8 protein-coding genes are annotated in these 14,400 nt (G+C 63.1%); 5 read left to right on the forward strand and 3 right to left on the reverse strand.

The features are described from left to right. Positions 1–61: 61 nt before the first annotated feature. Genes CPI83_RS09860 through CPI83_RS09870 form a run of 3 tightly spaced genes read left to right on the forward strand, consistent with a single transcriptional unit; the run spans position 62 to position 4,898 of the window. A complete protein-coding gene (locus tag CPI83_RS09860) occupies positions 62–487 on the forward strand; it encodes a hypothetical protein (protein WP_029255779.1) in 426 nt (141 codons plus the stop codon). Then, entirely contained in the window at positions 487–4,605 is a 4,119-nt protein-coding gene (locus CPI83_RS09865) for a cation-translocating P-type ATPase (protein WP_097387147.1), read from the forward strand. Before CPI83_RS09860 ends, CPI83_RS09865 begins: the two co-directional genes overlap by 1 nt. A gap of 11 nt (positions 4,606–4,616) precedes the next feature. Then, positions 4,617–4,898, forward strand: coding sequence for a hypothetical protein (locus tag CPI83_RS09870; protein ID WP_030536904.1), 282 nt, complete (start codon positions 4,617–4,619; stop codon positions 4,896–4,898). A gap of 69 nt (positions 4,899–4,967) precedes the next feature. Here CPI83_RS09870 and CPI83_RS09875 read toward each other — a convergent pair whose 3' ends face one another. Further along, a complete protein-coding gene (locus tag CPI83_RS09875) occupies positions 4,968–10,451 on the reverse strand; it encodes a carboxyl transferase domain-containing protein (RefSeq protein WP_097388163.1) in 5,484 nt (1,827 codons plus the stop codon). A 508-nt stretch (positions 10,452–10,959) separates the two neighbouring features. Continuing rightward, complete coding sequence (locus CPI83_RS09880) at positions 10,960–11,730, reverse strand: HD domain-containing protein (protein ID WP_021344949.1); 771 nt, start codon at positions 11,728–11,730, stop codon at positions 10,960–10,962. A 216-nt stretch (positions 11,731–11,946) separates the two neighbouring features. Here CPI83_RS09880 and CPI83_RS09885 point away from each other — a divergent pair, with 216 nt between their 5' ends. Together CPI83_RS09885 and CPI83_RS09890 are read left to right on the forward strand one after the other, a co-directional pair. After that, positions 11,947–12,678 carry a GNAT family N-acetyltransferase gene (locus CPI83_RS09885; RefSeq protein ID WP_019749287.1) on the forward strand — a complete coding sequence of 244 codons (732 nt, stop codon included), beginning with the start codon at positions 11,947–11,949 and terminating at the stop codon, positions 12,676–12,678. A 53-nt stretch (positions 12,679–12,731) separates the two neighbouring features. After that, positions 12,732–13,706 carry a sigma-70 family RNA polymerase sigma factor gene (locus tag CPI83_RS09890; RefSeq protein WP_019749286.1) on the forward strand — a complete coding sequence of 325 codons (975 nt, stop codon included), beginning with the start codon at positions 12,732–12,734 and terminating at the stop codon, positions 13,704–13,706. A gap of 78 nt (positions 13,707–13,784) precedes the next feature. Here the strand turns inward: CPI83_RS09890 and CPI83_RS09895 are convergent, their stop codons facing one another. Next, on the reverse strand, positions 13,785–14,195 hold the full coding sequence (locus tag CPI83_RS09895) for a VOC family protein (RefSeq protein WP_003945103.1): 411 nt from the start codon (positions 14,193–14,195) through the stop codon (positions 13,785–13,787). Between the last annotated feature and the right edge of the window lie 205 nt (positions 14,196–14,400).

Below are 14,400 nucleotides of genomic sequence, written 5' to 3' on the forward strand. Positions count from 1 at the left end.
TCGGTGTTGGGTATGGCCTCAAATACTGAATTCTTCGATGGACTGCTGATAGGAGCGTCCGATGATGATTGTCGACGAAGCCACCCGCGTCGTTCGTGGTGTGGCAGACGCAACGACGACGGTGGCTGGAGCCGTCGGTGGTGGAGTGATCGGTGGAGTGACGGGCGGGATACGCGGAACGGCGGAGGGCGTCCGAGACGGAATTCGTGCGGGTAGTTCCTCGACGCCGACCGCGGTTCTCACGATGGCCGCCGTCGGCGCGGCGGGATTGGTGGAGTGGCCGGTGCTCTTGGCGGTCGGCGGCACGGCCCTGGTACTTCACGAATGGGATCGCAAGAGCGCGCGGCCCGATCGTGCGGTCAAGGCGGTTGGGCGCGCGACCAAGACGGAACCGGCAAAGAAGGAATCGAGCGGAAACTCCCACAAGGCGGCCAGTCGGTCGCAGGATCGAACTCACAGTTCTTCGCACACTCGATCCACTCACTGATGTTCTCAGCGATGGCCCGGCGTGCGGTGTCGGTGGCAACTTTGCCGCCGCGCCTGGCGTTGTCGGGTCTGGCGTTGGTCGGTGGTTCGACGATTCCGCGGACCGCTGTCAGTGACGTGGCGCTGCGGACTGGCACTCTTGCGCTGGCGGGCGTCGGGATGATTCCTGCAGCAGCGGGATCGATTCTTCGTGCGCCGCGAATGCCGGGTTCCGCCTATGTCTCGGCGGCGGTGTCGGCGATCAATTATCAACCCCGGGTGCGTCGGCGAATCGAACAGCGCCTTGGCCGTTCGCTCACCGACTTCGCATTGGAGTCGGCGACGTCGTTCGCGGATGTTCTGACCTATGCGCCTGCGTCATTGGGCGTGGATTTCGGGCTGCGGACGATGCTGCTGCGCGAAACTCTGGCGGCGCGAAACTCTCGGCTGGTGTGGCCACTCGAACCTGGCGCTCGCGGTTCTTCCACGAGGCGTGACCCGAGTGGTCCGGGGGAGCGTTATGCCGACAGGATCGCTGGGGTTCAGCTGGCGGCTGGGGCTGCACTGGCTACCGTGTCTGCCGGCGGTGACACCGTTGCGACGAGCATCAAGGTTTCGGCGCCGCGGCCGCTTCGGATGTCACGCGAATCGTTCGCTGCTGGTTTGTCATACGGTCTTTGCCGGACGCACCACGTCGCCGTTTCGGACCCCGCGGCTCTACGCATGCTCGATCGCGTCGATACCGTCCTCGTCGATCCGAGTGTCCTTTTCGAAGACGCGCTCCGGGTTTCCGACATACGAGAGGTGTCCGAGTTGGACCGCGTCGTGGTTTGGGCACATGCCAGGGAAGCGCTTGACGCCGGCTCGCTCGGGGTCGGAAGACACCGCATCGACGGCGCCGAAGTTGTCGTAAGACCGGTGCGAAAAGGGTTGGCGGAATCACTGATAGGTGAGATACGCGCGAGCGGAGTCGCAGCGGCCACGATCGACGACGACGGGCTCGGATCACTGCGAAGCGGATTCGACGAGCTCTATCCGGCGCCATCGACTCCCGAAGCCGGCCTGCGCGAAGCTCTCTCGGCACTGGTGGCCGAGGGTCGGACAGTTGCGATCGTGTCGAGTAGGGCGATAGCGGGGCAGGCAGTGCTACGCATCGGGATTTCACCACCGAGTGGCGAGCACGTGAGTGCCGACATCCACACCGACTTGGCCGGGGCGTGGCGGGTCGTCCATGCGCTCTCGGCTGCCCGAACAGCGACGAGGCGCGGCGTCGAACTCTCCTCGGGTTCTTCGGCATTGGGTGCCTTGATTATGCTTCCGGGAATTCGAGGGGCTGGGCCGGGGCCGGTCACGGCTGGTTCGGCCGCGGGACTGTGGACCGGATACACCTTGTCCCGATCTGTGATTCAGGCTCCCGCCCCTGTCGGTGCTCCGAGCGATAGCTGGCATGAGATGGACGGTGATTCTGTCGTTCGCGAACTCGCCGAATCCGTCCGGCATACGCCGCAGCGCGCCGACGCTCGTGTGCGAGCGCCCGCACGCTTCAGGTTGATCCGTGACGGATTATCGGCGTTGCGAACAGAATTGGCGGATCCACTCACGCCGGTGTTGGCAACCGGCTCGGCGGCCAGTGCAGTCCTCGGGTCACCGGTAGACGCCGTCCTGGTCGGTTCGGTTTTGGTCGGCAATGCCGCGATGTCCGCTGTTCAACGACTTCATTCGGAACGGGCAGTGCAGCGACTTTTGCGGACTCAGGAACCGGTAGCTCGGCGAGTAACCAACGTTGGCGAGGTCGAGACTGCGGCAGACGCGCTCGAACTCGGTGACGTCGTGGCCCTCGAGTCCGGGGACATCGTGCCCGCCGATTGTCGACTGTTGAGCGCCGAATCGCTGGAAGTCGACGAGTCGTCGTTGACGGGGGAGTCCATGCCCGTCGACAAGCAGACCGACCCGACCCCTGGGATGCCCCTGGCCGAGCGAAGGTGCATGGCCTATGCCGGGACAACAGTGCTTGCCGGCTCCGGTCGTGGCGTGGTCACGGCCACCGGAGCTCGAACGGTGACCAGGCGCGCCGATGTTGGTGTATCCCGATCCGGACCTGCTGTGGGCCTGACCAACAGACTGCGCGAACTCACCAGGGCGACTCTGCCGGCCAGTATCGGCGGCGGAGCGTTGGTGACAGTCGCGGGTCTGATTCGTGGTACCGGTCTGCGCCGCGCCGTCACCGGAGGCGTGGCCGTTGCCGTGGCCGCCGTGCCGGAGGGATTGCCTCTGGTTGCGACCCTGGCTCAGCAGGCGGCAGCTCGAAGGCTCACTGCAGCAGGAGTGTTGGTGCGTGCTCCACGTTCGATCGAAGCGCTCGGCCGTGTCGACGTGGTCTGCTTCGACAAGACCGGAACCCTCAGCGAGAACAAGCTACGGGTGGCCGCGGTCGAACGCGTCGACGGTTGGGGCGAAAGTGAGATTTTGGAAGTTGCGGCGCGAAGTGCTCTGGGAAGTCGCGACGATCGCGTCTTTCATTCGACGGACGCCGCCGTCGTCGATGCAGCCGAACAAGCTCTGGACGAGGCTCGGGTTTTCGGTGATGCCGACGCGCTCAACCTCGTTCCGTTCAGGTCTGGACGGCCGTACTCGGCAGCCCTACTGGGCAGACGGATCGCACTGAAGGGTTCACCGGAATTCGTGGCGGAGGCAGGGCGGGATCCGAATGCTGTGTCGGCGAGCCACGTTCAGAGCATGGCCGGACGCGGACTGCGGGTGGTTGCCGTCGCACAGCGCGAGTTGTCGGAACACGATGCGCGACGCGCTGCGGAGGACTCGGAATTTCTCGAACAGTGTTGCTCCGAGGGGTTGGAAGCGGTCGGCCTTCTCGGACTCTCGGACACGCTCAGACCCGAAGCAACGCAACTTGTTCGAGAACTTCAAGCCAACGGGCAGCAAGTGCGCGTGCTGACCGGGGATCATCCGACAACAGCGGCGGCGGTCGCCACCGAACTGGGGATGGATGTGGCGCGCGAGGACGTGGTCACCGGTCCGGACTGGGAGAACTTCTCTCGCGCAGAACGACGGAACGCCGTCCGCGGCAGCAGCGTCTTTGCGCGCGTGACACCCGAGCAGAAGGTCGAGATCGTGCAAGCGTTGGAGACTGACGGGCGCGTGTGCGCCATGGTCGGTGACGGCGCGAACGATGCTGCGGCGATCCGAGTTTCCAGCGTGGGAATCGGGGTGGCGTCGACTGACAGCGATCCGGCGCGCGGCGCCGCAGACATCGTGCTCCTCGACGGCCGTGTCGGCGGATTGACCGACGCATTGGACGAGGGCAGTCAATTGTGGCGGCGGGTCAGATCAGCGGTGGGGGTTTTGCTCGGAGGCAACGCGGGTGAAGTCGCATTCGCTCTGATCGGTTCTGCGCTGTCCGGCGAATCACCGCTCAACGCAAGGCAGTTGCTACTGGTCAATCTGATGACGGACGCCTTGCCCGCTGCTGCGCTTGCGGTGAGCACCCCGTCCGAGAACGGATCCGAGAAGTCCGAACAGATGGACACTCATGCGTTGTGGCAGACGATCGCTGTCCGCGGCGGTGCCACGGCAATCGGTGCGCTGGCAGCGTGGCTTCTGGCCCGGACGAGCGGCAGGCGGCGGCGAGCGTCGACGGTGGCGTTGGTTGCCCTGGTGGGCACCCAACTGGGGCAGACGCTGCTCGAATCGCGCAGTCCGCTGGTGGTCGCAACAGTTGCCGGGTCCGCTGCGGCGCTGGCGACGCTCGTCAGCACACCGGTGGTGAGCCAATTTCTCGGTTGCACGCCGCTCGGTCCGATTGGGTGGGGCCAAGCAGTGGGCTGTGCGTCGGCAGCGACGCTGCTGGCGGCGCTGGCTCCGCGGGTGTTGGAGCGGATCGCCGCAACTGAGGAGACTGGAACCGAGGAGAGCGCGGAAGGTCAGTCGACGATTCGCAAGATCCCGACGCGGACGAGCACCGCGTACACCTCCCGAACCGGGGGAGTCAGCGCTCGCGACAGCGTGGAAATCAGCGAAGCGGAAATCAAAGAAGCGGAAACCGGTGAATCGGACACGCTTGTGAGCGTCGCTGCTGGAAGTGACACGTCGCCGAACTCCCGGGCGACCCGAGATGAATCCTGAGGAATCGTGACATGTCCCAGAACACCGTCGACCACACGAACCCCGTCGATCACCGCGCGGTAGTGGAATCCGTCCGTTCGGCACGGAGCTTCGAGTTGGAGCTACCGATCGTCGGTGCCATTCCGGTTCCGAGACCCGAGCAGATCGCCTATTTTGCGGTGATGGGACTGATGGTTGCGTTCGAGATCATCGAGTGGCCCGTGGCAGTCACCATCGCGGCGGGGCATCTGCTCGCAACAGAGCAGCACAATCACGTCCTCGAAGAGATCGGAGAGGCTCTCGAGGGCGTCTGAAACCGGCGCGGTGCGGACACAAATCGAGCGGCCCCGCATTTCGCGGGACCGCTCGACGTGCGGAGAAACTTACTGCGCGAGTGCGCGCTTCATGCCGCGTTCGACTGCTGCGATGATCTGCGGACGCAGTTCTGCGGCAGGGACGATCTCATCCACCGAGCCGACCTCTCGGGCCCGCTGGATGTTGTGGATCGCTTCGAATTCGGATGCCACTTCGCCGAGCTTGTCGGAGCGGACGGCGATGCGCTGAGCGTTCAGTTCGACGCGCAGGTGTGCTTTCTCCGTGTCGTCCTTGGCTGCTGCCAAGTCTGCTTCCAGTTGCTGCACCTTCGGGTCGTTGTTGGTGCGGGTGTTCACCTCACGGGTGAAGACCACTGCGGCGGCGGGGGCGCCGCCGAGTACCGAGGCGAACGAACCTTCGACAGCAAGAACTTCCATGTTGTCGTTGAGCGCACCGGAGAATACGACGAACGCGCCGCCGTGGTAGCGGGAAACGACGCAGAACACGATCGGTCCGTCGAAGTTGACGATGGCGCGGCCGATCTCGGCGCCGTACTCGAGCTGGATGTTGCGCAGTGACTCCGGTGAACCGTCGAAGCCGGACAGGTTGGCCAGCACCACGATCGGACGGTTTCCGCTCGCAGCATTGATCGCGCGGGCCGTCTTCTTCGACGAGTTCGGGAACAGCGTTCCCGACGTCCAGGTGTCGGGACCGTCGGCGGGGAAGTGACCCTTACGCGGGATCGCGCGGGATTCGATGCCCACCACTGTGACCGGATGTCCGGCGAGGTGCGCGTCCAGAACGACCGAGGTGTCGGCGCCGGCCATGTCGGCCCAACGCTCGAGAACCGAGTGGTCCTGGTCGACCACCGAACGCATCACGGTGCGAATGTCGAAGGGCTTCTTCCGATCCGGGTTCTTCGCCGAGGAGAAGATGTCGCCGACCGTCTCGAAGTCGCTCGACGGGTGGGTGTGCGGGAAGCTACGCACGTCGCGATCGACTGGGTCCGTCGTCGCTGCGCGACGTGGGAACCGTTCGCCGGGAGCGAGGTACGAGTGTGCGTAGTGACGGAACAGGATCTCGCACGCCGCAGTGAGGTCGGGGGCCCAGTACTGCGCCTGGCCGTTGGGGCCCATGACGCGGTCGTAACCACCGATACCGAAGTTGTCCTCGGCCGACACACCACCGGAGTAGTCGAGAGACTGCTTGCCGGTCAGCACCATCGCGCTGTCCGGGGTCATCACCAGAATGCCCTTGGTGTGCATCAACATGGTGGCTTCGGCGTTCCAGTAGGGCTGAGCGCCGACGTTGATTCCCGTGACGACGATATTGATTTCGCCGCCGTTCTGGGTGAAGGTGATGATCCGGCGCAGGCCACGGGAGACCCAGTCCATGTTCTCGGTGCCGCTCTCCATCGAGATGGTGGCACCCGAGGACAGTGCAAACCACTCGACCGGAGCGTTCAACTTCTCGGCCAGGTCGATGGCAGCGACCACGCGTGAGCATTCGGCCTCGGCCACGGTACCGAGCGCCTTGGTGGGGTCACCGAAGAGCGCGACACGGGTCATTCCCTCGGGATAGCGCGGCGTCGGAGTGTTCACGAGGCCGACGACGATGCCGGCCTTGTTGAGTCCGTACGGACGCTCGACGGGCGAGAGGACGCCCGCTTCGTCGAAGTCGTGCTCGACGAAGGTGCCCTTGGTGCCGGTCAGGAGCGGAATCAGCTCGTACGGGTACACCGTGCCGCGTGCCCGCGAACTCTGGACCTTCTGGGCGTACGCGTCGAGGGGGAGCAGCGGTTCAGTGGGAGGCGTGGTCTTGTTGATGACCACACCGGCACCTGCGCGGTAGGAGAATCGCAGCGCAACTTCCTTGGGCGCGCCGCCCTTTCGGTCCTTCAGGCGGGTGATGAGTGTGATCTCTTCGAGCCCGGCGCCGACGGTCAGTCGGGCTGCGTTCTGAGCGATCACGGAGAAGCGTTCGCTGGGAACGTCGGCGACCGGCCACACGTAGAGCACGACGCGGTTGGCTGCCAGTCGACGCTTGTCTCCGCGCTGGGACTGCGCACGGCGGATGCCGTCGAGGCACGCGGCAAGTGTGCGCTCGATGGCCGGAAGCGCAACCATCTGACCTTCGTCGTCGAGCTGCGGTGTCACGTCACGGATTTCCGCGAGAGCGATCAGGCGCTCGTCCTTCGGGTTCTCCTTGGCGGAGAGGTGGAACAGGTAGGTGTTCTCCGGAGCCGGCAGACGCTTGCCGTTGAAGTTCTTCAGGCGCCACATGTCCAGACGCTGACCCGTGAGCGGATGCATGTCGCGGATGATGTTGTCCTCGACCAGTTCACCGTCGATCGGGCGGAAGGTGACCCAGCGGACCGGCTCCCCATTCGGATTGCAGATGATCACAGTCGCGCGGCGGGACCGGGTGATCGTCTCGTTGCGCGAGAGTTCGGTGCGCAGCGTCTCGACGAGCGTGTCGCCGTCGGCGGGCTGATTCGGCCAGTCGAGGTAGATGTCGACAACCAGGCCGCGACCGGATGGAGCATCCTGCGCGATCGTAGCGACATCGTCGAGAGCCGTTCCGAGAGCGTCGAATTCGGCCACCGTTGAGACGAGATGTAGCCCGTCGCCCTTGAGGTCGAAGTTACCGGTCACGAAACGGCGGTCGACGTGCTCGAAAACGCGGACGTCTTCGAAGGAGTGAATCTTGTAGTAGCGACGCGTGATGACCTCGAGTAGAGGGCCGCCATCGCGGTTGCCAAGGCCGATCTTTCGACCCAACAGGTCCAGGAGCGGTTCGGGAGTGGCGACGAGGTTGGCGATTCGCTCGTCGAAATCGGCAGCGTCCGGCTGCTCTTCGAGGTAGGCGAGGTTGCCGCGTACTCCGTCGTAGACGTCTTCGCGAACCTTGCGGATGCGCGGCTCGTCGAAGAACCGGAAGCGAAGGTTGCGGGCGACGTCGCCGATGACGGGGTAGCGGACCTGCGTCGCGACGATGAGTCGATCGAGAACCTCGTTGAGCTCCTGAGCCGAGCAACCTGGAGCCTTGTCGCCGACGAGCCAGCCTTCGAGAAGTGCTGCAATGACCGGGATCTGGGCTTCCATGCGCTGCAGAGCCAGGAAAAGTCGGTACACCGCTTCCTCGACGGCCTGGCGATCTTCCAGATCGGTGACGTCGTAGTGGCGAAGTGCCCGTTCGAGTCTCGTGCGGAACGACGTCGGCAAACCTTCGCGCTCGGAGTCGAGTGAGTGCAGGAAGGTGTGGAAGTGCTCGCGGGGGCTGTGGACGGATTCGTCCTTCGCGGACTCACCCGAGGTGGGCTTGTTGCGCGAGAGTTCGCAGATGTCGGCGAAGGTGGTCAGCACAGCCAGTTCGGCCTGTACCAGTTCGCGGTCCTCGGATTCGAGTGCGCTGCGAAGTGCGTCGTACTCGGCCAGAACAGCATTTGCGTGCTTACCGCTGACGTCGTAGCCACTGATCATCGCGGTCAGTGCTTCGAGCTGTGCCAATGCGTCGTCGCGGGCGTCGGAACCGGAAGTTGCTGCCGGAAGATCGAATTGGACTCGCGGAGCCTTCTCCGTGACAGCTTCCTCGCTGACCTGGTCGACGCGCAGGAGCGGCGCGCCGGCATCGACCTGAGAGTTGACGGTAGCGAGAACTTCACGCACCTTGCCCGCGTACGGTGCGCGAACTGCGGTCTCCATCTTCATGGATTCGAGCACGACCAGGGTGGAGCCGGCTTCGACGTCGTCGCCGACCGCGACCGGTACGGCCACCACGACGGCGGGAGCCGGCGCGCGGACGACTCCGGCGTCGTCCTGGCTGATCTGGTGGCTGATGCCGTCGACCTCGACGAGATAGCGAGCCGGGCTCACGACGGAAACGACGTGGAACCGCCGATCACCGATCACCAGCCGTGACTCGAAGTCGCCGAGACGATCGACGTCGACCTCGATGTCGCCGGCGTCTCCGTCGACGCGGTAGCGGTGCGGGCCGATACGCCCGACGGTCAGTTTGTATGCCTGACCTTGGTAGTTGAGCTCGACGGTACGGCCGATCGCGTGATTGGCGCGGGGACGGCCGCCACGTGCCGAGGCGAGGAAGGCCGCACGCTCGAGGGACTCCTCGGCGTCGTAAGCATCGATGGCGGTGGCGATCAGTGCGACGTCCGCGCGGCGAGTGGTGCCGGTCAGGGTGCCTGTGCGGTCGAGCCAGCCGGTATCCGCGGATGCCGAGATGACCTCGTCGCGATCGAGTAGATCGAGGAGGAACGACTTGGTGGTGGTGCCGCCGTCGAGTACGACTGTGGTTTCACGAAGGGCGGTACGCAGGCGCGCAAGTGCCTCGGAGCGGTTGCGACCCCAGGCGATGACCTTCGCGACCATCGAGTCGTAGTCGGGCGGAATGACGTCCCCGGCAGCGATGCCGGTGTCGACCCGGATGCCGGAGCCGAGCGGGAACTTGAGGAGCTGAACCGTGCCGGGTGCCGGCGCGAAATCGTTGTCCGCGTCCTCGGCGTTGAGACGGGCTTCGACGGCGTGGCCGAATGCGGGCGGGCAGTCACCGACCAATTCGTCACCACTGGCGACCAGAATCTGCAGTTTGACGAGGTCGATTCCGGTGGTGACCTCGGTGATCGGGTGCTCGACCTGCAGACGGGTGTTGACCTCGAGGAACGTGAAGAGCTTGTTCTCGGGCTGGTAGAGGTATTCGACCGTGCCTGCGCCCTGGTATCCGGCTGCCTTGACCAGTTCGGCGGACACCTTCTTGAGGTGGTCAGACTGTTCTTCGGTCAGGACGGGGGAGGAGGATTCTTCGATGACCTTCTGGTTGCGACGCTGAATCGAGCAGTCGCGAACGCCCGGAGCCCAGACATTGCCGTGGTTGTCGGCGATGACCTGTACCTCGACGTGGCGTGCATCGGTGACAAGGCGTTCGAGGAAGACGACGGGGTCGCCGAAGGACCGCTCTGCTTCGCCCTGCGTGCGCTCGAGTGCAACTTCGAGTTCGTCTTCGGCCCAGACTTTGCGGATACCGCGTCCACCGCCGCCGCTTCGGGCCTTGATGATCAGGGGGTATCCGATGGACTGAGCATGACGACGAGCGTCGGCGCGCGTTTCGACCGGTCCGCCGCTCCACGGGGCGACAGGTACGCCGACCTTCTCGGCCAGGATCTTGGCGGCAACCTTGTCGCCGAGCAGGCGCATCGCGTCGGCGCTCGGGCCGATGAACGTGATGCCCAGTTTCGCGACGATCTCGGCGAAGGCGGGATCCTCGGCCACGAAGCCCCAGCCGACCCAGACTGCGTCGGCCTTGGCTGCGAGGAGTGCTCGCTCGAGTTCGGCGTAGTCGAGATACGGGCTGCCGGTGCCGGTGCTGCGCAGGGTCACACCCTCGTCTGCCTGGCGGACGAACATGGCGCGGCGCTCGGCCTCGGTGTGCAGTGCAATGACGCGAATGCCGTAGTCGTGTTCGGCGTTCAGTTCGCGTACAGCCCTGATCAGCCGGACCGCGGCCTCACCTCGATTGACCACTGCGATTCGTTTGAACATTGTCACTGCCACCGTCCTTGATGAGATTCTTCGTCACGTACGTTGCGATATGAGCCGACCGTGTCCCACATACCCGGATTACCTGGTTCGTGAACTACGCCGCGATGCGCTGTGTTTCCCCCGGTTGCGCGTCGGCAAGTGATTGCCCTTCCGGTTCGTAGAGTCCCCTGCGCTCAGGCACGGCGTGCCTTGTACGCCACCCTGCAGGCGTGGACTCAGAACCGCTCCAATCACGAATCAGCAACATATTGTGTCTGCTTCCAGGGAATCCCTGGTTTATCTAAGAATGCAGTATGTCGACGCTCATGTCACCTGGGCGAATTGAAGAATATTAGTCAACGTGAACCACGGTTACACTTATAGCGTTAAATCATTGCAGTGCAATGGAATTCGACCCTGTGACACGGATCACGATGGTAATGAAATTGGCAAGAAAGTGAATACTCACTGGTAACAAAATCGCGTATTCGGAGAATTCTCCCGATTGCTCGATTATTACTGATCGGTACTACTGGCGAGTATTTTCTATGTCCCCTCGGACTGTATTCGAGAAATCGCCTTCGATGGTTGCAATGTGCTGTGCGATCGCGTCGAGTCCTGCGGGAGGGAGCTGCAATGCGTTGGCGAGAGCAAGCGAAGCCCGCTTGAAGTGCTCCACGAGTGGTTCGTACTTCGTGACCAGCCTCAGCCTGTCGGTCTCGCTCAGGTACTTCACGCTTCCCGCGTTGTCGACGAAGTCGCTGAACTTCACGAGGAACACAGCGGGATCCGCGATCGCGCGGATGACGTGATCCTGGTAGCCGGTGGTGTTGTCGTGCGGGTAGTCGATTGGATTGGTCACTGCCTCAACAAGTTCGGAGATTCTGTGGCCGAAGTGCGAGGCGATGAGTGTTGACGCACGTTCTTGCGCTTCGGATGCAGACATGTCGTCCGCAGTCCGGCCACCGAGGAGTGCGATGACGGCGTGTGGTCGGTCCTCGACCGTGTCGTGAAGCGCGGTTGCGCTCAGGATCTCGACATCGGAGCACCCGTACCGAAGCAGCCGCAACACATTTCGTAGGGGATGAACGATGTAGGGATCCTCGTCGGACTTGATCCCGTTCTTTCTGAACTGATCGAGGTGCGCGAGGGTCGCGACCTCCATGGCGAGTCGCAAGGTTTCACCCGGGAGTGCCATCTCGTCGACGGCGCTCTCGATCGCGAAGACCAGCGTCGCGGCGTCCATTTCCTTCAGGGGTAGCTGGTCGAATGCGGATCTGATCGGGTCGGAGTGGCTCATGGCGAACAGCCTTTCGTTTGGTGTAGGTGTCGCGACGAAAGTCTTTATGAGAATCTGCCCTCGAACCGTGGTCGTCACCGGGCGTGGGGCGGAAGTCAGAATCATCTTGATTCTATCCGGCGACTACGACAGCAAGTGTTCCTAGCGTTGTGATCGAGGTGGGCGGGGAATTTCGGTCGCCTCCATCACTGGCAGACTTGGGTAGGAAGAGGTTCGATGACCACGGAGGCGACCCTGGCGTCGTTTGTCGAGACGGTTGACACGGATGTCGACATCCATCCACTGGACGATCCTGTGCGACAAGGTCTTCGCGGACAGCATGCGCAATTCGCTCGCTGGGCAGGGAGAGTTGCGCGATACGACCCGACAGTCGCTCCGTTTGTCGGTCATCCGCCCGAGTTGGACGCCGAAGACTGGGAGAACCTACGCACACTCGTAGGTCCAGGCGGCACAGTAGGTTTACGAGGATTTGATCATCAGCCGCCGGAAGGGTGGCGCGTTGTGGATCAGTTCGGCTCGGTGCAAATGGACGGTTCCGCACTCGATGTCTCCGTTGATCCGTCGGTCGAACTTCTCGGAAGGGGCGACGTCCCCGAAATTCTGGCGTTGATCGAGCGCACCAAGCCCGGACCGTTTCTTCCTCGTACCGTCGAGATGGGGAGCTACTACGGCATTCGCGTCGACGGAAGACTTGTTGCCATGGCGGGGGAGCGGTTGCACCCTCCGGGATGGACGGAAATCAGTGCGGTGTGCACCGACAGCGACTTCCGAGGTCGAGGCCTGGGTACGACGCTGATCCGTGCCGTAGCCGCCGGGATTCGCGAACGCGGCGAGCTGCCGTTTCTCCATGCAGTGCAATCGAATACGAATGCGATCAGACTCTACGAATCGCTGGGGTTCGTTCTGCGGAAGCGATCCCGGTTGACCGCGGTTCAGGCGCCTGCCTGATCGAATTCTCGCCGACGACTGTGTTTCGGGCGCTCGGCCACTAGTCTGAACAAATGACAGTCGATCAGGCGTTGGACAGTGATTTCCTCACTCTTGCCGATCCGTACCGCCGCGAGTTGCTGGCGCACTGCTATCGCATGATGGGGTCGATTCACGACGCCGAAGACCAGGTCCAGGAGACGTTCATCCGGGCTTGGCGCGGGTTCGACGGTTACAAAGGCCAGTCGTCGCTCAGGACCTGGCTCTATCGCATCGCGACGAATACGTGCCTGACCGCGCTGGAGGGGAGATCGAGGCGTCCACTGCCGACCGGCCTTGGTGCACCTAGTTCGGACCCGGCCGACGATTTGATCGAGCGCAACGAGATTGCCTGGTTGGAACCGATCGCGGATTCTGCGTTGGGCGACGTCAATGATCCCGCCGTCATGGTCGTCAATCGCGATTCGGTCAGGCTCGCGCTTGTTGCCGCGCTGCAGCACTTGTCCGCCCGCCAACGTGCGGTTCTGGTTCTGCGTGACGTTCTGCAGTGGAAGGCATCGGAAGTTGCGGAGGCGCTGGACACCACAACCACTGCGGTGAACAGCCTGCTGCAGCGGGCTCGCGCACAGATCAATCACATCGGGCCCACTGAGGACGATCTCGTGGAACCGTCTACCGAGGCTGCCCGGAAGTTGCTTCGCGACTACGTGCACAGCTTCGAGAGCTACGACGTCGAGGCCATCGTTGAGCTGTTCACGCGGGAAGCCATCTGGGAGATGCCTCCGTTCGAGGGTTGGTACCAGGGCCCCGAGGCAATCGGGCAGCTCATCGGAACCAAATGCCCGGCCGACGGACCAGGTGCGATGCGGCTACTACCGACCGCAGCCAACGGCCAGCCGGCGTTCGGCCTCTATATGCGCGAGCCCGATGGGGTTCACCGTGCTTTCCAGTTGCACGTTCTCGATGTCACCGAGTCCGGGATCTCGCACGTGACGTGTTTCTTCGATCTGAGTCTGTTCGCACGGTTCGGATTGCCTGCAGAGCTGTAGGGGCAAGGAGTTGCGCGAGCCCTCCGGTATGGAGGGACCCGCGCGGCTACTCGCTATTGCTGTTGCTGTTGCTCTGCGTTACTGCTGGGGAACAGTCGCAGCCGGGTCCATCCACATGACCTCCCAGACGTGATTGTCGAGGTCGCGGAATGCGCGTCCGTACATGAAGCCGTGATCCTGGGGTTCCATCCACTTGCTACCGCCGGCAGCGATCGCCGCGTCGACGAAGGTGTCGACTTCCTCCCTGCTGTCGGCCGACACGCACATCAGTGCTTCTCGAGCTTTCGACGTGTCACATATGTCGTCGGCGATGAAGTCCCCGAAACGGGGTTCGTTCAGGAACATGACGGTGGCGGAATCACTGACGATCATCGAGACAGTGTTCTCGTCACTGAACATGTCGTTGAACTCGAAGCCGAGGCCGCTGAAGAACGCCCGGGTAGCGGCGACGTCCTTGACCGGCATGTTGACGAAGAGAAGACGAGACATTGGGTGCTCCTTGAAGTCGGTTGACTGATTACTGAACGCTTCGGTTCCTGTTGGTTCCTGCTCATACAGACTGCAGTGGGCGCAGAAAGTCATCGCGAGAGGCGAAAATTCGAGGAAACTATCGGCTGTTAACTCGCGTCAGTGCTCTGACCTGGCGATTTGGTGTTGTGTTGATCTTCGCGTAACTTTGTCCAGGTCAGAGCGA

The organism is Rhodococcus sp. H-CA8f (assembly GCF_002501585.1).
Taxonomy (GTDB): Bacteria; Actinomycetota; Actinomycetes; order Mycobacteriales; family Mycobacteriaceae; genus Rhodococcus_F; species Rhodococcus_F erythropolis.